The sequence below is a fragment of the Duganella vulcania genome, from assembly GCF_009857655.1.
Taxonomy (GTDB): domain Bacteria; phylum Pseudomonadota; class Gammaproteobacteria; order Burkholderiales; family Burkholderiaceae_D; genus Rugamonas; species Rugamonas vulcania.
This window is the reverse complement of record NZ_WWCX01000014.1, coordinates 20,344-44,173: the sequence shown is the minus strand read 5'-3', so window position 1 is coordinate 44,173 and position 23,830 is coordinate 20,344. Positions and strand designations below refer to the sequence as shown.

Genomic DNA, 23,830 nt, shown 5'->3' with positions numbered 1-23,830 from the left:
GTCGCTACGCGTTCTGATGCGCGTTGCGGACGAAATAACGGGGATTGTACCCGGCGCGCGGGCGCCACTCATACGGAAACCCGTACGCCAGGTATGCTGCATTAGTTGAAGCTGCTTTCGAGGAAGCCGGCTTTCTTGGTGATGCGGTCCAGCTCGATCAGCGTGGACAGCAACTCCTTCATGCGACCCAGCGGCACGGCGTTCGGGCCGTCCGACAGGGCTTCTGCAGGGTTGGGATGGGTTTCCATGAAGACGCCGGCCACGCCCACGGCCACGGCCGCGCGCGACAGCACGGGCACCATCTCGCGCATGCCACCGGACGAGGTGCCGTTACCGCCTGGCAGTTGCACCGAGTGGGTGGCGTCGAACACCACCGGGCAGTTCGATTCGCGCATGATGGCCAGCGAACGCATGTCCGAGACCAGGTTGTTGTAGCCGAAGGAGGCGCCGCGCTCGCAGGCCATGAAGTTGTCTTCGTTCAGGCCCTTGGCGCGGGCGGCCAGGCGGGCTTTGTCGATGACGTTCTTCATGTCGTGCGGGGCGAGGAACTGGCCCTTCTTGATGTTGACCGGCAGGCCCGATTCCGCGCAGGCGACGATGAAGTCGGTCTGGCGGCACAGGAAGGCCGGGGTTTGCAGCACGTCGACCACCGCCGAGACTTCGGCGATTTCGTCGATCGAGTGCACGTCGGTCAGCACCGGCACGCCCAGCTCGCGCTTGACGTCGCCCAGGATCTCCAGGCCCTTGTCGCGGCCGGGACCGCGGTACGATGTACCGGAGGAACGATTGGCCTTGTCGAACGAGGACTTGTAGATGAACGGGATGCCCAGCGCGGCCGTCATTTCCTTCAGCGCGCCGGCGGTGTCGAACGCCATCTGGCGCGATTCGATCACGCAGGTGCCGGCGATCAGGAAGAACGGCTGGTCGAGGCCAACGTCAAATCCGCAGAGTTTCATGCCGCATCTCCTTGCAGTGCATCGGCGACAGCGTGCAGGCGGTTGCCGCCGGCGGCCTTGTGGGCCAGTGCTGCCTTGATGTAGGACGTGAACAGCGGATGGCCGTCACGCGGGGTCGATTTGAATTCAGGGTGGTACTGCACGCCCATGTACCAGGGGTGCGCGTTCTCGCCGGTGCGCGGCAGTTCCATGATTTCGCACAGGTCTTCGGTCGGGGTGCGCGCCGCGACCACCAGGCCGGCCGCTTCCACGCGCGGCAGGTAGTGGTTGTTGGCTTCGTAGCGGTGGCGGTGACGCTCGGTGACCACCGCGCCGTAGATTTCCGAAGCCAGCGTGCCCGGCTTGATGGCGCAGGTCTGCGCGCCCAGGCGCATGGTGCCGCCCAGGTCGGAGTTCTCGTCGCGCTTCTCGACCTTGCCGTCCTGGCCTTGCCATTCGTCGATCAGGGCGACCACGGGCTGCGAGGTTTCCAGGTCGAACTCGGTGGAGTTGGCGGCGGTCAGGCCGGCCTTGTGGCGGGCGTATTCGATCAGCGCCACCTGCATGCCGAGGCAGATGCCCAGGTAAGGGATCTTGTTCTCACGGGCGAACTGGGCGGCCATGATCTTGCCTTCCACGCCGCGCTTGCCGAAGCCGCCCGGTACCAGGATGGCGTCGTACTTGCCCAGCGCGGCGCAGCCGGTGGTCTCGATCTCTTCCGAGTCGATGTACTCGATGTTGACCTTGCATTCGTTGTGGATGCCGGCGTGGCGCAGCGCTTCGGTCAGCGACTTGTACGACTCGGTCAGTTCCACATACTTGCCGACCATGCCGATCGACACTTCGGTCTTCGGATGTTCCAGCGTGTAGATCAGGCGGCTCCAGACCGACAGGTCGGCCGGGGCCGGGTTCAGGTCCAGCGCTTCGCAGATGATCGCGTCCAGGCCCTGGTCGTGCAGCATCTGCGGCACTTTGTAGATGGTGTCGACGTCCCACACGGAGATCACGGCCTGCTCTTCGATGTTCGAGAACAGCGAGATCTTGGCGCGTTCGTCTTCCGGGATGGCGCGGTCGGCGCGGCACAGCAGCGCGTTCGGCGAGATGCCGATCTCGCGCAGCTTCTGCACCGAGTGCTGAGTCGGCTTGGTTTTCAGTTCACCGGCGGAGGCGATGAACGGCACCAGCGTCAGGTGGACGAAGGCGGTGTTCTTGCGGCCGGCGCGCAGGCTCAGCTGACGAGCGGCTTCCAGGAACGGCAGCGATTCGATGTCGCCCACGGTGCCGCCGATTTCGCACAGCGCCACGTCGTAGCCTTCGGCGCCACGGCGGATGTAATCCTGGATTTCGTTGGTGATGTGCGGGATCACTTGCACCGTCTTGCCCAGGTACTCGCCGCGGCGTTCCTTGCGGATCACCGATTCGTAGATCTGGCCGGTGGTGAAGTTGTTCACCTTTTTCATCCGGGTGGAAATGAAGCGCTCGTAGTGGCCGAGGTCGAGGTCGGTTTCCGCCCCGTCGTCGGTGACGAAGACTTCACCGTGTTGCATAGGGCTCATCGTGCCAGGATCGACGTTGATGTACGGGTCGAGCTTGAGCATGGTGACTTTGAGGCCGCGCGATTCGAGGATCGCGGCGAGAGAGGCGGCGGCAATCCCTTTACCAAGGGAAGACACGACGCCGCCAGTGACGAAGACAAATTTGGTCATTGCAGATGGTGCCGAACGGCACGTGCGGGAAATTGAAATTATACCCTAAAAGATGCGATTCTTCACCTTCCTGCCCGGAAAAATCCACGCCCGGGCGTGCCCGCCCCTGGCCGTGCCCATGCGCTCCCACTGTGCTGCACCGTACAGACCGCCCTGTCCAGCCGGTCAAAAATGATGCCTCATTGATAATCTGGGAGGTCAAAATGAACTACGAAGAACTCGATGCCCTGGGCATGTATGTGGACCACGGCCACAAGGGCCCCGGCCCGGAACTGATGGGCGCCGACACGCTGATCGGCAACCACGTCCACAACCTGAAAAACGAGCACCTGGGCGAGATCAAGGAAATCATGCTCGACATGCGCACCGGCGGCATCGCCTACGCGGTGATGTCGTACGGCGGCGTGTTCACGCTGGGCGAAAAACTGTTCGCCGTGCCCTGGGAGGCGCTGGCGCTGGACACGATCAACAAGCGCTTCACGCTGAACCTGGACAAGGAGCGCATTGAAAACGCCCCGGGTTTCGATTCCGACCACTGGCCCGACATGGCCAACCAGACCTGGGCCAGCCAGATCCACACCTACTACGGCACCAGCGGCAACCGCGCCGCCGGCCTGCGGCGCTGATCAGCAGAAATCGCGGCTGACGGTCGGCAGCCGTCCCAGCAGGTGGGACATGTCGACCAGCCGCTTGGCGACCAGGTGGCGCACGATGCCCTCCTGCTGCCAGACGCCGTACACCCCCAGCAGCGGCGCGCCCAGCACCTCGCGCCGCTGCTGCTCGACCAGCGCCGGCCAGATGATGACGTTGACGCTGCCGGTCTCGTCCTCGATGGTGATGAACAGCACGCCCTTGGCCGTGCCCGGACGCTGGCGCACCGTGACCATGCCGCAGCCGCGCGCCAGCATGCCGTTGGTGTAGGTGTTGAGCGTGGAGGCCGGCATGAAGCGATGTTCCAGCAGCTTGGGCCGCAGCAGCGCCAGCGGATGGCGGCCCAGCGTCAGCCCGTGCGAGCGGTAGTCGCCCAGGATGTCCTCGCCCTCGGTCGGCGGTTTGAGCTCGGGCTGGTCCTCGACCGGCGTGGTGGGGCGCAGCAAATCCTTGTCCGGCATGGCGCCGACCGCCTGCCACAGCGCTTGCCGCCGGTTGCCGGCCAGCGCCTGCAGCGCGTTGCCGGCGGCCAGCACCTGCAGGTCGTGACGGTCGAGGTCGGCGCGCCGCGCCAGGTCGGCCACGCTGGCGAACGGCCGCAGCGCGCGCTCCCGCTCGATGCGCTGGGCCGCCTCCTCCCGCATGCCCTTCATCAACGACAAGCCCAGCCGCACGGCCGGCTGGTTGCGCTTGCCCACCCGCTCCTCCAGCGAGGTATCCCAGCCGCTGACGGTGACGTCGATCTCGCGCACCTGCACGCAGTGGCGTTTAGCGTCCTGCACCAGCTGCGACGGGCTGTAGAAACCCATCGGCTGGCTGTTGAGCAGCGCGCACAGGAAGGCGGCCGGCTCGTGGCATTTGAGCCAGGAACTGGCATAGGTCAGCAGCGCGAAGCTGGCGGCGTGCGATTCGGGGAAGCCGTATTCGCCGAAACCCTTGATCTGCTCGCAGATGGCGGCGGCGAAGGTTTCGTCGTAGCCGCGCTCGCGCATGCCGTCCATGATGCGTTGCTGGTATTTATCGACCCCGCCCTTGCGCTTCCACGCGGCCATGGCGCGCCGCAGCTGGTCGGCCTCCCCCTCGCTGAAGCCGGCGGCGATGACGGCGATCTGCATCACCTGCTCCTGGAAGATGGGCACGCCCAGTGTGCGCTTGAGCGCTTCATCCAGCCCCGGCGGAGAATCGATCAGCTTGGGGTTCATGCGCCGTTGCAGATACGGATGTACCATGCCGCCCTGGATCGGCCCCGGCCGCACCAGCGCGACCTCGATCACCAGATCATAGAATTCCTTGGGCCGCAGGCGCGGCAGCATGCTCATCTGCGCACGCGATTCGATCTGGAACACGCCGATGGTGTCTGCCTCGCACATCATGGCGTAGGTGGGCTTGTCTTCCTTGGGAATGTCCTGCATGCGAAACGGCGCGCCACGCTGTGCGCCCACCAGCGCCAGCGCGCGCCGCAACGCCGACAGCATGCCCAGCGCCAGCACGTCCACCTTCATCAAGCCCAGCTCTTCAAGATCGTCCTTGTCCCACTGGATCACGCAACGCCCTTCCATCGTGGCGGCCTCGATCGGCACCAGCCGCGATAGCTTCTCGTGCGAGATGACGAAGCCGCCCGGGTGCTGCGACAGATGGCGCGGGAAGCCCAGCAAGGCGATCGCCAGCGCGGCCCACTGCTGGGCCAGCTGCGATTCCGGGTCCAGCCCGCACTCGGCCAGCCGGCCCAGCAGGTCGTGGCGGCTGTCGAACCAGTGGTGCGCCTTGGCCACCTTCTCGACGATGGCCAGGTCCACGCCCAGCGCCTTGCCGCTGTCGCGCAGCGCGCTCTTGGGCCGGTAGCTGATGACGACGGCAGCCAGCGCGGCGCGGTCGGCGCCGTATTTTTTGTAGATGTACTGGATCACTTCCTCGCGCCGCTGGTGCTCGAAGTCGACGTCGATGTCGGGCGGCTCGTTGCGCTCCCGGGAAATGAAACGCCCGGTCAGCATGTTGCTGCGCTCGGGATCGACCTCGGTCACGCCGAGGCAGTAGCAGACCACCGAGTTGGCCGCAGATCCCCTGCCCTGGCACAGGATGTCCTGCGAGCGGGCGTAGCGGACGATATCGTAGACCGTCAGGAAGTACGGCTCGTATTTCAGCTCGCGGATCAGGTCCAGCTCCTTCTCGATTTGCCCGCGCACCTTGGCGGACACGCCGGCCGGGAAGCGTCCCTGCGCGCCGGCATAGACCTCCTGCCGCAGATAGCTGCCCGGCGTGTGGCCCGGCGGCACCAGCTCGTGCGGGTATTCGTAGCGCAGCTCGCTCAGGCTGAACTTGCATTGTTGAAGAACGTTCAGCGTTTCGGCCAGCGCCTGCGGCGGATACAGGTTGGCCAGCCGCAGCCGCGAGCGCAGGTGCTGTTCGGCGTTCTGCGCCAGCGCATAGCCGCACTCGGCCACCGGCTTACCGACGCGCACCGCGCACAGGGTATCGAGCAGCGGCTTGCGCGAGCGCACGTGCATGCACACGTGGCCCAGCGCCACCACCGGCATGCCGTGCTGCAGCGCCACCTCGTCGATGCTGAGGCGGTGCGCCTCGTCCAGCGCGCGCTGCAGCAGGTTCAGTCCCATCCAGCTACGGCCGGGAAACGTCACCTCCATCCACGCCGCCTGCGCGTGCAGGCGGTCGACGTCGTCCGGCTGGAAGGCCGGGTAATGCGGCAGCAGGATCATCAGGCAACCGGGCAAGCCCTTCAGGTGGGCGTAGGCCGGCGGCGGCGCGGCCAGGTCGGCCGGCGTCAGCAGGTAGCTGCCCTTGGCGACGCGGTTGCGCCCTATCGTGATGAGCTCGCAGAGATTGCCGTAACCCTCGCGGTCCTGCGCCAGCGCCAGCAGCGACAGCGCCTGGCTGCCGTCCGGGTTCTTCAGGTGGAAATGGCTGCCGATCACCAGCGGCAGGTTGGCATCCTTGGCCTGGGCGTGAGCGCGCACTACGCCGGCCAGTGAGCATTCGTCGGTGATGGCCAGGCCGGCGTAGCCCAGCTGAGCGGCGCGCGCGACCAATTCCTCGGCGCTGGACGCGCCTTGCAGGAAGGAGAAATTGGTCATGCAGAACAGCTCTGCATAGGCCGGCAAGATGGTGCTCATGGCGATGTACTGTGTTTTTATACAGTATAATACACCTGCGCGGCCATGTCGTCGCCCCTCTAAGTAGTACTACGCAGCGCATGGCGCCACGTGGCGCGGTAAAACAACACTCAATAAAGTTTGATCGAGAAATTGTCGAAAACGCCATGTCCTGATGAGCAATTTGACTAGAATCAAATTTTTCACGGGAGAGAAAACTTGTTCGCCACCACGCCACTTCGTAATGCCGTACTGCTTAGCCTGTACGGCGCAGCCGCCCTGAGCCTCGCACCCTCCGCCTTCGCACAGACCGCGCCGGAAGCCAAAGCCGACTCCGCCATCCAGTCGGTCAGCATCGTCGGGTCGCGCCGTGCGACCAGTTCCTCCACCGACACCGTGGTGCCGGTCGATATCATTCCGATGAGCAAGTCCACAGAACAAGGCGGCCAGTTCGACCTGGCGCAAACGCTGACTTATATCTCGCCATCGTTCAACTCGACCCGCCAGAGCGGCTCCGACGGCGCCGACCTGGTCGATTCGGCCGCGCTGCGCGGCCTCGGTTCCGACCAGACCCTGGTGCTGGTCAACGGCAAGCGCCGCCACACCACCGCGCTGGTCAACCTGTTCGGCGCGCGCAACCGCGGCAACACCGGCACCGACATGAACACCATTCCGCTGCTGGCGATCAAGGACGTGCAGGTGCTGCGCGACGGCGCCGCAGCCCAGTACGGCTCGGACGCCATCGCCGGCGTGATGGACATCGGCCTGAAGAAAAGCAAGGGCTGCGAAGCGGTCGCCGGCTTCAGCGAATACTCCAAGCGCGATGGCAAGAACTACATGACCTCGGCCTACTGCGGCTTCGGCATCGGCAACGGCGGCACGCTCGGCATCACCGGCGAGTACCTCGACCGCGGCCGCTCCAACCGCGCCGACGCCGACAATCCGCGCATCATCGGCGACAGCAAGACCAAGAACCAGACCATCTACCTGAACGGCGAACTGCCAACCGTCGGCACCGGCAAGCTGTACTTCACCGCCGGCGGCCAGACCCGCGACGCCTCCAGCGCCGCCTTCGCGCGCGGCGGCGTCGGCTCCGACGACATCCCGAGCCGCAACTCGGCCGCGATGTACCCGAACGGCTTCGTCCCGTTCATCAACGCCGACATCGACGACCGCTACGCCATCCTCGGCCACCGCAGCATGGTGGGCGACTGGAACATGGACGTGTCTCAGACCTACGGCTACAACAAGATGAAGTACAACATCAGCCATACGATCAACGCCTCGATCGCCAACAAGGACTTGCTGGCCGGCGGCAAGGGCATCAGCCCGGACCATTTCGACGCGGGCGGCTTCTCGTTCCAGCAACTGACCACCAACCTCGACCTGAACCACTACTACGACGGCCTGGTCGGTGACGGCCTGAACGTCGCCTTCGGCGGCGAGTACCGCAGCGAGAACTACAAGATCTTCGCCGGCGAACCGGGCTCGTACAACGACGTCGACGGCGTCGGCTTCGGCGGCAACGCCGGCAGCCAGGGCTTCCCCGGCTTCCAGCCAGGCGACCAGGTCAACGCCAAGCGCCACAGCACCGCCGCCTACCTCGACCTGGAAGCTGACCTGAGCAAAATGGTCAAGCTGCAGGGCGCGGTGCGCTACGAGAAGTTCAGCGACTTCGGCTCCACCGTCACCGGCAAGCTGGCCGGCAGCGTGCGCGTGGCCGACAGCGTGCTGCTGCGCGGATCGGCCAGCACCGGCTTCCGCGCGCCGTCGCTGCAACAAGTTTATTTCTCGTCGACCTTCACCGACTTCATCGGCGGCGTGCCGACCGACGTGGTGCTGGCGCCGAACGGCGGCACCGTCGCCAACGCGGCCGGCATTCCGAAGCTGAAGGAAGAAAAGTCGACCAGCTTCACGCTGGGCACGACCTGGACGCCGAACGCCGCGCTGTCCGTGACGGCCGACCTGTACGACATCAAGATCAAGGACCGCATCGTGCTGTCGGGCCGCTTCAACGCCGACACCTATCCCGACCTGGCCGAGCGCCTGGCCAAGCTGGGCGTGGGCGAGGCGCAGTTCTTCGTCAACTCGGTCGACACCAAGACCAAGGGCCTGGACCTGACCGCGTCGCACAAGACCAACTTCGGCTCCAACAAGCTGACCACCTTCCTGGCGCTCAACGTCAGCAAGACCGAGGTGACCGGCATCCACGCGCCGGCTTCGCTGAAGGGCTTCGAGGACGTGCTGCTGTCGGAGAAGGAACGCCTGTACATCGAGCAAGGCGCGCCGCGCTCGAAGGCCACGCTGGGCTTCGACTACGTGACCGGCCCGTGGGAAAGCGACCTGAAGATCATCCACTTCGGTCCGCAGACGCTGGGCACCTTCGACGGTACCGCAGCTGGCGTGCCTAACCAGCACTACGAGTCGAAGACCTCGGCCGACCTGAGCTTCACCTACACCATCAACCAAAACATGAAGTTCACGTTCGGCGGCAACAACATCTTCAACGTCAAGCCGACCACCCAGAACGCCGACCAGACCGACAACGGTTTCAAGTATGAGAGCGTGCAGTTCGGCCTGAACGGCGCGTCGTACTTCGGCCGCCTGTTCGTCAAGTTCTAAGCTCTCGCGCGCGGAATCTTCCGCGCATGTAGACTAAGCCCCGAAAGTTGCTTGCAGCTTTCGGGGCTTTTTTATGTCGTCACGAAAGGTGGAAAATGTTTGAGATCAGCCAGCTGCGCTGTTTTGTCGCCGTGGCCGAGGAGCTGCACTTCAGCCGCGCGGCCGAGCGGCTGAACATGACGCAGCCGCCATTGAGCCGCCAGATCCGCCTGCTGGAACACAACGTCGGCGCCGAGCTCATCGAGCGCAACAGCCGCATGGTCCGGCTGACCGCCGCCGGCAAGGCTTTCCTGCCGGAGGCCGTTAGGATCCTTCGGCTGGCGCATGAGGCGGCGCTCACGGCGCGCCGTGCGGCCAAGGGCGAGCAGGGGCATCTCGCGATCGGCTTCACCTCGGCATCGGGCTACAGCCTGCTCCCCGAGGTGGTGCGGCGGCTGCGCGAGCACTGCCCCGGCGTCTCGCTGACGTTGAAGGAGCTGGTCAGCACGGCTCAGGTCGAGGCGCTCAACTCAGGCGAGCTGGACCTCGGCCTGATGCGTCCCCACACGCTCAACGCGGAACTCGAAACCATCCCGCTGGTGACCGAGTCGCTGATGCTGGCCATCCACGAGGACGACGCCGGCAACTGGCCGCTGGAGCCCACGCTGCAGAGCCTGCACGGCAAGCCGTTCGTGATGTACTCGCCGTTCGACGCGCGGCCGTTTCATCACATGCTCAGCGAGCGGTTCGCCAAGGCCGGCGTGGAGCCGGACATCGTCGAGCACGTCGGCCAGGTGCATACCATGCTGGCCCTGGTACGCGCCCGCCTGGGCGTCGCACTGATCGCCGAGGGCGCCGGGCGGCTGGGGTTCAACGGCCTGGTGATGCGGAAGATGGCGACCGAACCGGTGCACATGGTCTGCGTCCACCGGCGCGATAACGAAAACCCCGTGCTACGCGTCTTTAAACGCGAGGTGCTGCCAACTTTTCACGCTGACTGATCCCGCGCGGCGATTCATTATTTGAATTGCTGGCGACACTCTTTGGTTTGGTGATGCATGGATGCCAGTCCTATGATTGATTTGCAAGCCAATCATAAAAATCAAGGAGACAGCATGAAACTAGCGGCAGCTATTGTCCTCGCCCTGGGCGCAACCACGGCACACGCCCAGTCCAACGTCGCGATCTACGGCATCGTCGATGCCGCCATCGTTGGCGAACGCGGCGGCAGCGCCGGCAACCTCACCAAGGTCACCAGCGGCGCAGGCTCCGCTTCGCGCCTCGGCTTCCGTGGCACCGAGGACCTGGGCGGCGGCATGTCGGCGTTCTTCACGCTGGAAGCCGGCACCAAGATCGACACCGGCGAGATCGACGCGGCCGGCACCATATTCAACCGCCAGGCCTTCGTCGGCCTGAAAAGCGATCTCGGCTCGGTCGCCCTCGGCCGCCAGTACACGCCCTACCACACCACGCTGGTCAATATCGTCGACCCGTTCAGCACGGGTTACGCGGGCACCTCCAAGAACCTGTTCCCGGACTCCGGCACGAACGTCCGCACCAGCAATACGATCAGCTATGCCTCGCCGCGCGTGAACGGCGTCGATGGCGAACTGTCCTACAGCGCCGGCGAGCAGGCCGATATCCGCGCCGGCCGCCAGTTCGGCGGAGCGATCGGCTACGCCGCAGGTCGGTTGAGCGTGCGCCTGGCCTATAACAGCAAGAACTCCGACGTGGCCGCCAGCGGCAGCACGCCGGCGGTGGACCGCACCCTGGGCCGCAACACGCTGCTGGGCGCGAACTACAACTTCGGCTGGATCAAGGTCCATGCCGGCTACGGCATCGACAAGGGCTACAACGCCGCGCCGCTGGGCAACTCGAACAATCCGTATGGCGGCGTCAAGCCGACCGCCTCGACCGATGGCCGCGACTACCTGCTGGGCTTCAGCATGCCGGCCGGGACAGGTACCGTGCTGGGCTCGGTGATGCACAAGGACGACCGCACCAGCTTCAACCAGGACGCCAATGCCTGGGGCATCGGCTATCTGCATCCCCTGTCGAAACGCACCTCGCTGTACGCCGCATACGCCCACATCCGCAACAAGAACGGCGCCGGCTACACGGTCGCCAACAACACGGAAAGCGGCACCGGCAACACCGGCTACAACCTCGGCATGCGCCACACCTTCTAAACCGGCATAACAAGAGACAGGGCATACCGTGGAACAAGCTCAATTCACCAAGCCGCAAACGCGCAAGCGCTGGGTCATCCTGGCCATGCTGTTCGCGATCACCACCATCAACTACGCGGACCGCGCGACGATTTCGATCGCCGGGCCGGACATCAAAAAGGCGCTCGGCCTGGACGCGATCCAGATGGGCTTTGTGTTCTCGGCGTTTGCCTGGTCGTACGTGCTGGCACAGCTGCCGGGCGGCTGGCTGCTGGACCGCTTCGGCTCGAAGATCACCTACTTCTTCAGCATCTTCCTGTGGTCCACATTCACGCTGTTCACCGGCGCGGCGGGATTCGTGACCGGCGGCGCGGCGGTGGTGCTGCTGTTCGTGCTGCGCCTGCTGGTCGGCGCCGCTGAAGCGCCTTCGTTCCCGGGAAACAGCCGGATCGCCTCGTCGTGGTTCCCCACCCACGAGCGCGGCCTGGCCGCCGCCGTGTTCAACTCGGCGCAATACTTTGCCACGGTGCTGTTCGCGCCCATCATGGGCTGGCTGGTGCATTTCTTTGGATGGCAGAGTGTCTTCTTCGTCATGGGCGCCCTGGGCATCTTCATGGCGTTTGTCTGGCTGAAGACGATCTATGGTCCGAAGGACCACCCCGGCATCAGCGCCAGCGAGCTGCAGTACATCCAGCAAGGCGGCGCGCTGGTCGACCTGGAAAGCGGAGCGCACGCCGCCCAGCCCGCGCAGGTCAACACCCTGGCTTGCATCAAAGAGCTGCTCTGCAGCCGGATGCTGCTGGGCGTGTACATCGGCCAGTATTGCATCACCACGCTCACCTATTTCTTCCTCACCTGGTTCCCCGTGTACCTGGTGCAGGAGCGCCACATGACGATCCTGAAGGCCGGCTTTGTCGCCTCGCTGCCGGCCATTGCAGGCTTCCTGGGCGGCGTCAGCGGCGGCTGGCTGTCGGATCGCCTGAACAAGGCGGGCTATTCCCTGTCCGTGTCGCGCAAGCTGCCTATCGTGATCGGCATGGTGCTGTCGATGAGCATGATCGCCTGTAACTACATCGAGACCGACATGCTGGTGGTCGCCATCATGTCGCTGGCCTTCTTCGGCAAGGGCATCGGCGCGCTGGGTTGGGCGGTGGTGTCGGACACGTCGCCCAAGGAAGCCGGCGGCCTGAGCGGCGCCTTGTTCAACACCTTCGGCAACACCGCCGGCATCACCACGCCCATCGTGATTGGCTACATCGTGCAAAATACCGGTTCGTTCTCTGGCGCGCTGGTGTTTGTCGGCGCCAATGCCGCGATGGCCATCTTCAGTTATCTGTTCATTGTCGGCGATATCAAACGCGTCTCGCTGACCACTTCGCTGAACCCAATATCTCAACCACGCTAGAGCTTATTTATGAATCACATCGTCACCAACGCCCCGGTCGTCACCGACATGCGCGTCGTTCCCGTTGCCGGCCAGGACAGCATGCTGCTCAATCTCAGCGGCGCCCATGGTCCATGGTTTACCCGCAACATCCTGATCCTGACCGACAGCGCCGGCAACACCGGCCTGGGCGAGGTTCCCGGCGGCGAGAAAATCCGCCAGACCCTCGAGGACGCACGGCCGTTTGTCATTGGCAAAACGCTGGGCGACTACAACGCCGTGCTCAACACGATGCGCACCGCCTTCGCCGACCGCGACGCCGGCGGCCGCGGCCTCCAGACCTTCGACCTGCGCACCACCATCCACGCGGTGACGGCGATGGAGTCGGCGCTGCTCGACTTGCTGGGGCAGTTCATGAACGTGCCGGTCGCGGCCTTGCTGGGGGAAGGCTTGCAGCGTAACGCGGTCGAGATGCTGGGCTATCTGTTCTACGTCGGCGACCGCAACAAGACGCCGACGGCCTATCGCAGCGAGCCCGGCGCCGATGATGCATGGTTCAGGCTGCGCAACGAGGAAGCGCTGACGCCGGAAGCCATCGTGCGCCTGGCCGAAGCGACGCACGCGCGCTACGGCTTCAACGATTTCAAGCTGAAGGGTGGCGTGTTGTCCGCCGACGAGGAGATGGAGGCCATCGTCGCCCTGCACGAGCGCTTCCCCGAAGCCCGCGTGACGCTGGACCCGAACGGCGGCTGGCTGCTCAAGGACGCGATCCGCGTCTGCCGCGACAAGCACGGCGTCCTGGCGTATGCGGAAGACCCGTGCGGCGCGGAGGATGGCTACTCGGGCCGCGAAGTGATGGCAGAGTTCCGCCGCGCGACGGGCCTGCCGACCGCCACCAACATGATCGCGACCGACTGGCGCCAGATGGCGCATTCGATCCAGCTGCAATCGGTGGATATCCCGCTGGCCGACCCGCACTTCTGGACCATGCAGGGTTCGGTGCGCGTCGCGCAGCTGTGCCAGATGTTCGGCCTGACCTGGGGTTCGCACTCGAACAACCACTTCGATATTTCGCTGGCGATGTTCACCCACGTCGGCGCGGCGGCCCCGGGCAAGGTGACCGCGATCGATACCCACTGGATCTGGCAGGACGGCCAGCGCCTGACCAAGGCGCCGTTGAAAATCGAGGGCGGGATGATCCATGTACCGGCCCGGCCCGGCTTGGGTATCGAGCTCGATCCGGTCGAGTTGGAGAAGGCCCATCAGGCCTACAAGAATATGGGGCTCGGCGCGCGCGATGATGCCGTGGCGATGCAGTTCCTGGTCCCGGGCTGGAAGTTCGACAACAAGCGCCCTTGCCTGGTGCGCTGAGGCGTTGTCCACCGTCGATGTGTAACGTTTGCTTACACATCGCTAACGCCATCCAACCCGGCGCCGTTTTACACTGCCTGCATCTTAGGCACAGGAGCGATTGATGCGCCGGGCATTCCTACTCATGTTGTTGCTCTCCCTGCTGCAAGGCGCGCTGGCCTATGCGGCGCTGGGCAGTTCGCCCTCCAATTTCGGCGCGACGCCCGTCAGGCAGGCCGCGCGCAGCCTGGCTGCGGCCGGCGCCGACAGCACGGCCGTCTACACCGTCAGCCAGAGCACGCTCGACAGCGGCACCGTGGTGCGCGAATACGTCAATGCCGACGGCAAGGTGTTCGCCGTCAGCTGGAACGGCCCAACCCTGCCCGACCTGCGCACCCTGCTGGGCGATAAGTTCGCCGTGCTGACCAACGCCGCCGCCAAGCGTCCCAAGGCGGGGCACTCGCAGCTGGCGCTGGCGCAGCAGGATGTGGTGATCGTCTCGGGCGGACACATGCGCGCCTACGCCGGCCACGCGTGGATCCCGGCCGCGCTGCCGGCCGGTTTCGACACGTCGGTCATCGAATAGGGGTGAGGCGCATGCACCGTTCCCTCGCCATCGGCCGGCTGCGCCAGCGCGCCGGCGCGGCCCTGCTGGCCGCGTCCGGCTCGACCTGGTTCATCTTCCTTGCCAGCTTCATGCTCGCGCTGATGCTCAGCGCCTGCGGTGGCGGTGGCAGCGCCGCCGCAACGTCCGCCGCGCAGACCACGCAATCCACCAGCCAGGCCGGCACCGGCACGCCGGTGGTCAGCATCAGCGCCACGCCGACCGCCGCCACCGTCGGCCAGGTCATCACCCTGAGCTGGAGCGTCAGCAACCCCACCGCGACCGGCTGCACCGCGTCCGGCGCCTGGAGCGGCGCGCTGGACAACAGCGGCTCGCGCACCGTCACGGCCGGCGCGGCCGGCACCGCCTACTACACCGTCACTTGCGGCGAAGTCAGCAAGACCACCAGCGTGATCGTCAGCTCGCCGCCGCCCTCGCCCACCGTCAACCTGACGCTGGCGCCGGCCAGCATCACCACCGCGCAGACCTCGGTGCTGAGCTGGTCGTCGGCCAACGCCAGTGCCTGCACGGCAAGCGGCGCGTGGAGCGGCGCCAAGGCCAGCTCCGGCTCGATCAGCATCGCGTCCAGCGTGGCGGGCAATTACGTCTACACGCTGTCTTGCGCCGGCGACGGCGGCACCGTCAACGCCAGCGCCGCGCTGAGCGTGACCGCACCGCTCAGCAACAGCACCGCCATCGTGGTCGACAGCGGCCCGACCGGCGTCAACGGCGCCATCAACATCCCGTACGTCAGCGTGACGGTGTGCCGGCCCGGCACCACCACCTGCCAGACCATCGACCATGTGCTGCTCGACACCGGCTCCTACGGACTGCGCCTGCTGGCGCCGCTCGACGCGGCACTGAACCTGCCGGCGGTGCAGACGCCGTCCGGCGCCGACGCCGGCACATGCGGCAAGTTCATCAGCGGCTACACCTGGGGCGCGGTGCGCCAGGCCGACGTCAAGATGGCGGACGAGACCGCGTCCGGGATTTCGATCCAGGTGATCGGCGACAGCGGCGCCAACTACGCGGCCACGCCGTCCAGCTGCAGCAGCGCCGGCAACAACCTCGGCACGCTGGCGGCGCTGGGCGCCAAGGGCATCCTCGGCGTCGGCCTGTTCAAGCAGGATTGCGGCGACAGCTGCGCCCGCTCGGCGGTCGCCGGCGCCTACTACGCCTGCACCGGCAACGGCTGCGTCGCCAGCAGCATGGCGCTGGCCTCGCAGGTCAGCAATCCTGTGGCCTCGTTCGCGGTCAACAACAACGGCGTGCTGCTGGTGCTGCCCGGCGTGGGCGCGTCCGGCCTGACCTCGGTCAGCGGCACGCTGATCTTCGGCGTCAACACGCAGGCCAACAACACCATCGCCGGCGAGACGCTGTTCACCACCAACAGCGGCGGCGACTTCAGCACCACCTACAAGGGCAAGACCTACGGCGCCAGCTTCATCGACAGCGGCTCGAACGGCTACTTCTTCAACGACAGCACGATACGCACGTGCTCGGGCGGCGATTTCTACTGCCCGGCCAGCACGCTGTCGCTCAGCGCGACCAACGCCGCTTCCGACGGCAGCGCCAGCGGCGTGGTCAACTTCAACGTGGCCAACCTGGTGCAGCTGGCATCGACCATCTCGGCGGCGCAGGTCGGCGGGACCGCCGGCACCGGCAACTACTTCGACTGGGGCCTGCCCTTCTTCTACGGCCGCCGCGTGTTCGTGGTGATGGAGGGCGCCAGCGTCAACGGCAAGAGCGGACCGCTCTGGGCGTACTAACGCGCCGCTTGCCTACCCCTGCATGGCGCGCACGCCGGCCGCGCAGATCGCGCCGACGTGCGCGCGCAGCCAGCGGTGTGCGGGATCGGCCTGGTGGCGCTTGTGCCAGCTTTGCGACACCTGCACCGTCGGCGCCTCGATAGGCAGGCGAAACAGCTGCAGCCGGTGATGTTCCTTGCCCCAGCGCGCAAACGGCTCGGGCATGGCCGCGATGAAATCCGAGGTGGAGGCCATGACCAGCGCCGCCTGCACGCCGGGCGCGACGATGGCGACGTTGCGCCGCACGCCCGCCGCCTCCAGCGCCGCGTCGAGCCGGCTGATGCCCGAGCCGTGTTGGGACGCCGAGATATGCGGCCAGGCCACAAACGCCTTCAAGCCAACCTTGCTGCGGGGTCCGTTGGCAAACAGCGGGTGCCCTTGCCGCACCACGCCGACGAATGAACTCTCGAACAGCGCCTCATCAACGATGTCCGGCTCCGATGCCGCCGGCACGCCGATGTCCAGATCAATCGCTCCACTGCGCAGCACATCGGTGTTCTTGTTCGCGCGCGGCACGAAGCGCAGGCTGACGCCAGGCGCCTCCGCCATCATCGCGCTCACCAGACGCGTGGCCCAGACGCCGACGAAGCCGTCGCTGGCGCGCAGCGTGAAGGTGCGCCGCAGTTGCGAAAGGTCGAGCTCGTCGGAGAAGAAAATACTGCGCACCTCGTCGATCGCCGCGCGTACCCGCTCGTGCATGGCCAGCGCGCGCTGGGTCGGCGCCAGTCCCCGCCCTGCGGCGACAAACAATGGATCGGCGGCGGCCTCGCGCAACCGCGCCAGGCGGCGGCTCATCGCCGACGGGCTGACATGCAGGGCCTGCGCGGCGCCCACCACGCTGCCTTCGCGCAGCAGCGCATCCAGGTCCAGCAGCATATTGAAATCGACTTGGCTCATTCGTGCATCCCATGCATTTATTTCGTGCAATCATATCACTGTACACAGCAATGAACCGCGTGAGACGATCCTTGCAACCCGACCAAGCAAGGATCTCCGATGTCATCTTCCCCCGTTGCGCGCCAGGCGGCGCCCGCGTTTTCCATCTACCCGCTGCTCGCCGTGCTGATCTGGACCGGCAACACCCTGGTCACCAAGGCGGCGGCCGGCCTGATTGCGCCCTCCGCCATCACTTTCTATCGCTGGCTGCTGGCCGGCCTGGTGCTAACGCCGTTCGTGCTGCCGTCGCTGATCCGGCAACGCGCGGCCGTGCTCACGCAGTTGCCGCGCCTGGCGCTGCTGGGTTGCCTCGGCATGGGCCTCTACCAGGGCCTGGCGTACCAGGCCGCGCAGACCACATCGGCCATCAATATGGGCGTCATCGTGGCAACGATGCCGTTGATGTCGGCGCTGCTGTCGAGCCGGCTTGCGGGCGAATCGTTGTCGGTGGAGCGGCTGTGCGGCGCGGGCTTGTCGCTGGCCGGGCTGGTCATCCTGAGCACACGCGGCCAGCCGCTCGGCCTGCTGCAGGGCGCGGTGCACGCCGGCGACGGCCTGATGCTGGTGGCGGTGGGCTCCAACGCCCTGTACGGCGTGCTGATCAAGCGATGGGCGATGCCGCTGTCGACATGGCTGCAGCTGTATGTGCAGATCGCCTGCGGCCTGCTGCTCATCCTGCCTTTCTGGTGGCTGGCGCCGCCATCGCCGGTGACGGCGGCCAGCATGCCGCTGATCCTGTATGCGGGCACGCTGGCGTCGATCGGCGCGCCGTTCTGCTGGATGAGCGGCATCAAGCACCTGGGTCCCGCACGCGCCAGCCTGTTCATGAACTTGCTGCCGGTATTCGTGGCGCTGGCCGCCGCCGTGCTGCTGCATGAACGCTTGCACGGCTACCACGCGCTGGGCGGCCTGCTGGCGCTGTCGGGTGTCTGGCTGGGCATGGCGAACCGGTGGAGCGGCGGCCCGGCCAGGTGACGGCAGCCGGGTGCACAATGTTTTTGTATTGTCACGACAATGTCACGTAAATTGGATACAGTTCCCAGCTTAAATTTTCTAAATTTGCGGGGAAGCAATGAAACTGAATCTGGTGATGTTGGCTGCGATGACGGCAGCGGGTCTGGTCGGTTGCGGTGGCGATTACACGCCACCGCCGGCCATCGCGGAAGGCACGACCGTCACACTGGCGCTGATGGAGACCACCGACATCCACGCCAACGTAATGAGCTACAACTACTACTCACTGGCGGAAGACACCAGCCTGGGCCTGGAACGCACTTCGACCCTGGTCACTGCCGCGCGTGCGGAAAACCCGAACAACGTGTTGCTGGACGACGGCGACGTGATCCAGGGCACGCTGCTGGGCGACATGCAGGCCGTCACCAAACCGATCGCCTGCACCGACACCATGGCCGTGCACAAGGTCATGAACGCGATGAAATACGACGGCGGCGGCTTCGGCAACCACGAGTTCAACTACGGCCTGCCGCTGCTGAGCCAGATCACCAACACCGACTTCGGCATTCCCGGCGTGGCCAAGCCGAGCGGCACCTGCGGCGCGCCGGCCTTCCCGCTGGTGCTGACCAACGTCACCGGCGTGGCCAGCAACAAGCCCATCGTGCAGCCGTACACGCTGCTGCCGCGCACCTTCACCGCCACCAAGCCGGACGGCAGCAAGGTGGACGTCAAACTGAACATCGGCATCATGAGCTTTGTGCCGCCGCAGATCCTGGACTGGGACCAGAAGAACCTGGCCGGCAAGGTCGCCGTGACCGGCGTGCAGGAAGCGGCCAAGCAGTACGTGCCGGAGATGCGCACCAAGGGCGCCGACCTGGTGGTGGCGCTGTCGCACGGCGGCCTGGACCCGAGCGCCTACAGCCCGAAAATGGAAAACGGCAGCTATCACCTGACCAGCACCGGCATCGACGCGCTGCTGATCGGCCATTCGCACCTGATCTTCCCGAAGGGTAAGGAAACCGGCGCGGCCCCGCTGGACTCGTCGTTCGCGGCCTTCCCGGCCAGCGCCAAGATCGACGCCATCAACGGCTTCGTCAACGGCGTGCCGACCGTGATGGCGCAAAGCTGGGGCCGCCGTCTGGGCATCATCAAGATGACCCTGGTCTACACCGGGGGCAAGTGGGTGGTGCAGCAGGATAAGACCAGCGTGGAATCGCGCGGCTTCAAGTACGCCGATGGCGCCACCATCGTCAAGGCCGATCCGGCCATCGCGCCCATCGTCGCCACCGAGCACGCGGCCACCATCGCCTACGCCAAGCAGCCGCTGGGCGTGAGCACCGACTTCGAAATGTCAGCCTACTTCTCGCTGGTGGGCGACGTCAGCGCGATCCAGCTGGTCAACCAGGCGCAGCTGGACTACGTGAAAAAATTCATCGCCGCCAGCACCGACGCCACCATCGCCAGCTACAAGAACATTCCGGTGATCTCGTGCAGCGCGCCGTTCAAGGCCGGCCGCAACGGTCCTTCCGACTTCACCGACGTGGCGCCAGGCGCCAGCGCGGCCGCGCCGGTCGGCCTGCAGGTACGCAATCCGGGCGACCTCTACCTGTACAGCAACAACAACCTGCAGGCGGTGAAGATCAAGGGTTCGGACCTGAAGGCCTGGCTGGAGACGGCGGCCAAGCAGTTCGGCCAGATCGACCCGGCCAAGACCACCGAGCAGGACCTGGTGCCGTCGTACGGCACGATCTACAACTATGACGTGTTCTACGCCGAGAACAACGCGCTGACTTACCAGATCGACGTGACCAAGCCGGTCGGCAGCCGCATCGTCAACCTGACCTACCTGGGCAAGGCGGTGGCCGATGGTGACGACTTCATCGTCGCCACCAACGACTACCGCGCCGGTGGCGGCGGCGCCGTGCCTGGCATCGACGGCAGCAAGACCATCATCAAGTCGCCGGACGCCAACCAGACCGTGGTCAGCAACTACCTGACGGCGCAGGGCGCGGCCAGCGGCAAGGTCACGCTGGCGGGCAACGGCAGCGCGCGCAGCTGGAGCTTCGTCAAGGTGGCGACGGCCGGTCCGGTGATCCTGCGCTCGGCGCCGGGCCACCTGGCACTGGCCAAGAGCAGCGGCATCACCGCCGTCACGGCCGAGGGCGCACTGGATGCCAGCGGCTTCGCCAAGTACGCTATCGATCTGAGCAAGTAAGTGGATGTGCGGAGCTGGCTTGGCCGGCTCCGTTTATCGTGAGGTCACTATCATGCAAGTGAAAAATTATCCCGGCGTTGCGTTGATTGGCCTGCTGGCCGGTGTGTTCCTGTTCGGCTGCCAGTTGCAGCAGGAGAAGCCGACTTCGGCGCAAATCGAGACGGTCGGCATGAAGGCCATGCAGCAGGCCGACGCCAGCGCCGAGCGCAAGCTGATGTCGTGGTCGGCGCAGAACATGCCGGTGGCGCAGCGTGAGCTGGGGCTGTTGTACCAGACCCGTCCCGAGCAGCGGGCGCAGTCGCTGAAGCTGTTCGAGCAGGCGGCGCGCGGCGGCGATGTGGACGCGGCCTATCAATTGGGCGAGATGTTGCGCGTGGGCGTGGCCGGCGTGGCGGCGGCGCCGGCCGCTGCGGCAACGTGGTATGAGATGGCGGCCAGGCAGCGTCACGCGCGCGCGGCGCTGATGCTGGGCATGCTCTACAAGAACGGCGACGGCGTCGCGCGCGACGATGCGCAGGCGGCGCAGTGGCTCAAGGTCGCCAGCGATCTTGGCAATCCGCACGCCATGTTTCTGCTGTCCTACATTTACCGGGACGGCCGTGGCGTGGCGCAGGACAGCGCCCAGGCGCGCCATCTGCTGGAGGAAGCCGCCGAGAACGAATATCCGCCGGCGATCCAGGAACTGGCGATGACGGTGCAGCTGGGCGACGCCCTCAGCCCAAAAGACGAACGCCGCGCCGGCTACCTGCTCAAGGAAGCCGCCGAGCACCGCCACAACAACTGGAATCGCTTCTGACGCGCGTTTGATTCAGCTGGAAGACCGGTCAATCCGCAGTGCTAAAATTGTCACTCACTGCGGGAGACTGCCATGCCAAATTCACCGTCAAATTAGCGGTCTACGCGATCGCTGATGATCGGTTCGAGGAATTCTTAAAGAACCAGCAGTCGGTCCCTTGGGCGGAGGTCAGCATCTATCTAGAAAAACGCGCTGCTGGCGAAACAATTCCACCGCCAGTACCTAGAACTTTTATTCCCTGAGCATGGCACGCCTTGAGCTCGCCATCCAAAGCCAACGGCAACAACGACTCCGTTGAACATCGCACAGACCGTCGTTGATCGCGCTCCTAGACTGGGTCCGCAGTATCCCATTCATTCGCCACGCAAGGAGCCGATATGAGAACCACCTCCCGCCCGCAAGACAAAATGCCCAAGCCCCTCCCCACCGAGACCGAGCCGCAGGACGCCATCACGCTGCTGACGGAAGACCATGAACACGTCAAGTCGCTGTTCGAGCAATACGAAGAACTGGGCGACCGCGCGCATGTCAGCAAGCAAAAACTGGCCCTGCAGATCTGCACCGAACTGACCAAGCACGCCACGGCGGAAGAGGAAATTTTCTACCCCGCCGTGCGCGCCGCAACCAAGGCCGACGACCTGATGGACGAAGCCCTGGTCGAGCACGCGTCCGCCAAGGACTTGATCGCACAGATCATCTCGATGGAGGCCACCGACGATCTGTACGACGCCAAGGTCAAGGTGCTGTCGGAGCTGATCGAGCACCATGTCCAGGAAGAGGAAGGCGAGGTCTTCCCCAAGGCCCGCAACGCCAAGCTGGACCTCGATGCGCTCGGCGCCGAGATCGCCGCGCGCAAGGAGCAAATCGAGCTGCCGCCGCACTAATGCGCTAGGCCCGGTTCATCCAGAACGCCAGTTCCCTGGCGCGGTTGCCGCTCTGCCAGCCGGTCAGCGGCTGGTAGATGGACGCCGGGTCGCCGCCGTTCGACAGGAAGGCGCGCCAGGCAAAGTGGTCGTACACGCCTTCGATGTGCACCGCGTACGCCTGCGCCAGCGCCTTGTCGCCACGGATGATGACCAGGTTCTCGTCGTTCCTGCCGGACGCCGCCGGCGAGAAGTTGTGCGAGCCGGTCACCACCACGCAATCGTCCGAGAACGGATCGATCACCAGCGTCTTCGAATGGACGATCGCGTTCAGCCCGGCGCTCAGGTACATGCTGCGCTGGAATTCCTCCAGCGCCCACTTGGGCAGGTTGGCTGGCGGCAGGCCGTCCGGCTTGAGCACCTCGTTGTGGAAGCGTTCGGGATCAACGCCGTTGGCGATCACCTGCGCGTTGTGCTCGGTGACCACGCCCTTCTCGCTCTGCGTCACCGCCGACACCACGCCGCGGATGTAGGGCGCGTCCGCCTCGGCCACGCGCGCCAGCAGCGCCTCCAGCAGCGGCGACTGGCCCGGCATGAACATCAGGAACAGCACGCCATGTTTGGCCTTGGCGATGGCGTCCAGCACCGGCGCGAATTCCGCCTGGCCCTTGGTGGCCGCGAACAAGGTGGTGATGTTGCCGTCGACCGAGGCCTTGCCGTTGTCGATGCGCAGCTGCTCGGGCATGTCGTCGCCCACTTCGGCCAGCTTGCGCCATTGCTGGTAGAAACGGTTGGCCGTGCCGGGACGCTCCAGCACCAGCACGTTGTTGAGCTGTGTGCACAGGCCGGTCGTGGTCCAGTTGGTGCTGCCGGTCAGCATGCGCAGCGCCTGGCCGCTGGCGGTGTCCACCTCCACCACGAACTTGTTGTGCACGCTGGGGCTGGACGCGCCCGTGTGCGACAGGTCGCGGTGCTTGACGATGACATCGGCCGCCTCCAGCTCGTGCGCGGTGTCGTCGAAGGTCGAGCTGCCGTTGCCCAGCAGCAGATGGCAGCGTGCGCCGAACGCCTTCAGGCCGGCGACCAGTTCGGGATCGTTGAGCTCGTACAGGGCCGCGTAGATGTGGTTGCCGCGACGGTCGGCGTTGGCCATGAAGTCCAGCAGCGCGTGGCGCGCCTGCCCGGCCAGGTAGCGCCGGCCCGGATAGCCGGGCTCGGCCAGGTGGGCCTTCAGGGCCTTGAGCGACTTGGGGCTGACCTCGCCGCCGGCCAGCCGCGACACCACCTGCGACATGATCGTGCCGCGATTGAAGTACACGGCCGTGCCCTCGTCGTCGCTGTCCGGCGCCTCGGCCGATACCCAGGGCGAGGCCTCGCCCTCGCGCACCACGAAACCATCGGCTGAGGCCGCCATCGGCGTGACCCGGTAGGCGGCGTGGCCGGCCTGTTCGACATCGTGGTCCACCCACATGCAGCGGCGAATCGGCGACGCGGTCGAGGCAAGGCCGCCCACCGGCACCTGCGTGCCGTCGGCCCCGGCCGGAATGCGGTTGTTGAGGACCGTGACGTTGCCGGTCTTCAGATCCTTGCGTTCCAGACGGAAGCCGACCAGGTCGTCGCTCCAGGGATCTGGCGTCCAGGCCAGCAGCGCGTCATCGGAATTCGTCACCACTTGCAGATTTGCAGCCATAGTGCCCCCTCAGAAAGTTTGCGGAAAGTCAATGCACTATAGTTCGCAATGTGCAGCAACAT

17 protein-coding genes are annotated in these 23,830 nt (G+C 65.5%); 12 read left to right on the top strand and 5 right to left on the bottom strand.

From position 1 onward, the window contains the following. Positions 1-101: 101 nt before the first annotated feature. Positions 102-956, bottom strand: a complete 855-nt coding sequence (kdsA, locus tag GTP90_RS11330) for a 3-deoxy-8-phosphooctulonate synthase (RefSeq protein ID WP_161083621.1) — start codon at positions 954-956, stop codon at positions 102-104. Next, complete coding sequence (pyrG, locus tag GTP90_RS11325; protein ID WP_161083620.1) at positions 953-2,641, bottom strand: CTP synthase; 1,689 nt, start codon at positions 2,639-2,641, stop codon at positions 953-955. The genes kdsA and pyrG overlap by 4 nt, the downstream gene beginning before the upstream one ends. A gap of 203 nt (positions 2,642-2,844) precedes the next feature. Between pyrG and GTP90_RS11320 the strand changes: the two genes are divergently transcribed. Further along, positions 2,845-3,267, top strand: a complete 423-nt coding sequence (locus tag GTP90_RS11320) for a PRC-barrel domain-containing protein (RefSeq protein WP_161083619.1) — start codon at positions 2,845-2,847, stop codon at positions 3,265-3,267. Here the strand turns inward: GTP90_RS11320 and GTP90_RS11315 are convergent, their stop codons facing one another. Next, positions 3,268-6,420, bottom strand: a complete 3,153-nt coding sequence (locus GTP90_RS11315) for an error-prone DNA polymerase (protein ID WP_161083618.1) — start codon at positions 6,418-6,420, stop codon at positions 3,268-3,270. Positions 6,421-6,618: 198 nt separating this feature from the next. Between GTP90_RS11315 and GTP90_RS11310 the strand changes: the two genes are divergently transcribed. The 7 genes from GTP90_RS11310 (at position 6,619) to GTP90_RS11280 (ending at position 16,275) form a co-directional block, all read left to right on the top strand. Next, positions 6,619-9,021, top strand: a complete 2,403-nt coding sequence (locus GTP90_RS11310; RefSeq protein ID WP_161083617.1) for a TonB-dependent receptor plug domain-containing protein — start codon at positions 6,619-6,621, stop codon at positions 9,019-9,021. A gap of 95 nt (positions 9,022-9,116) precedes the next feature. Further along, positions 9,117-10,001, top strand: coding sequence for a LysR substrate-binding domain-containing protein (locus tag GTP90_RS11305; protein ID WP_161083616.1), 885 nt, complete (start codon positions 9,117-9,119; stop codon positions 9,999-10,001). 114 nt (positions 10,002-10,115) lie between these two features. Next, complete coding sequence (locus GTP90_RS11300) at positions 10,116-11,189, top strand: porin (RefSeq protein ID WP_161083615.1); 1,074 nt, start codon at positions 10,116-10,118, stop codon at positions 11,187-11,189. A gap of 85 nt (positions 11,190-11,274) precedes the next feature. Then, positions 11,275-12,573, top strand: coding sequence for an MFS transporter (locus GTP90_RS11295; RefSeq protein ID WP_161083683.1), 1,299 nt, complete (start codon positions 11,275-11,277; stop codon positions 12,571-12,573). Positions 12,574-12,582: 9 nt separating this feature from the next. Next, positions 12,583-13,923 carry a glucarate dehydratase gene (gene gudD / locus GTP90_RS11290; RefSeq protein ID WP_161083614.1) on the top strand — a complete coding sequence of 447 codons (1,341 nt, stop codon included), beginning with the start codon at positions 12,583-12,585 and terminating at the stop codon, positions 13,921-13,923. Between the two features lie 124 nt (positions 13,924-14,047). After that, a complete protein-coding gene (locus tag GTP90_RS11285) occupies positions 14,048-14,488 on the top strand; it encodes a DUF2844 domain-containing protein (protein ID WP_254451824.1) in 441 nt (146 codons plus the stop codon). An 11-nt stretch (positions 14,489-14,499) separates the two neighbouring features. Then, a complete protein-coding gene (locus tag GTP90_RS11280) occupies positions 14,500-16,275 on the top strand; it encodes a DUF3443 domain-containing protein (RefSeq protein ID WP_161083612.1) in 1,776 nt (591 codons plus the stop codon). 12 nt (positions 16,276-16,287) lie between these two features. Here GTP90_RS11280 and GTP90_RS11275 read toward each other — a convergent pair whose 3' ends face one another. After that, positions 16,288-17,211: a LysR family transcriptional regulator gene (locus tag GTP90_RS11275; RefSeq protein ID WP_161083611.1), complete on the bottom strand. Its 924-nt coding sequence runs from the start codon at positions 17,209-17,211 to the stop codon at positions 16,288-16,290. Between the two features lie 99 nt (positions 17,212-17,310). Here GTP90_RS11275 and GTP90_RS11270 point away from each other — a divergent pair, with 99 nt between their 5' ends. From GTP90_RS11270 to GTP90_RS11255, 4 genes are all read left to right on the top strand, one after another. Then, complete coding sequence (locus tag GTP90_RS11270) at positions 17,311-18,225, top strand: DMT family transporter (protein WP_161083610.1); 915 nt, start codon at positions 17,311-17,313, stop codon at positions 18,223-18,225. Between the two features lie 97 nt (positions 18,226-18,322). Continuing rightward, positions 18,323-20,419, top strand: a complete 2,097-nt coding sequence (locus GTP90_RS11265) for a bifunctional 2',3'-cyclic-nucleotide 2'-phosphodiesterase/3'-nucleotidase (protein ID WP_161083609.1) — start codon at positions 18,323-18,325, stop codon at positions 20,417-20,419. Between the two features lie 52 nt (positions 20,420-20,471). After that, positions 20,472-21,215 (top strand): tetratricopeptide repeat protein, encoded by a 744-nt coding sequence (locus tag GTP90_RS11260; protein WP_161083608.1) that lies wholly within the window; start codon positions 20,472-20,474, stop codon positions 21,213-21,215. 377 nt (positions 21,216-21,592) lie between these two features. Then, the gene (locus tag GTP90_RS11255) at positions 21,593-22,099 is read left to right on the top strand and encodes a hemerythrin domain-containing protein (protein ID WP_161083607.1); all 507 of its coding nucleotides are present in this window, start codon (positions 21,593-21,595) and stop codon (positions 22,097-22,099) included. Positions 22,100-22,103: 4 nt separating this feature from the next. Here the strand turns inward: GTP90_RS11255 and GTP90_RS11250 are convergent, their stop codons facing one another. Beyond that, positions 22,104-23,768, bottom strand: a complete 1,665-nt coding sequence (locus GTP90_RS11250) for a phospholipase D-like domain-containing protein (RefSeq protein WP_161083606.1) — start codon at positions 23,766-23,768, stop codon at positions 22,104-22,106. Between the last annotated feature and the right edge of the window lie 62 nt (positions 23,769-23,830).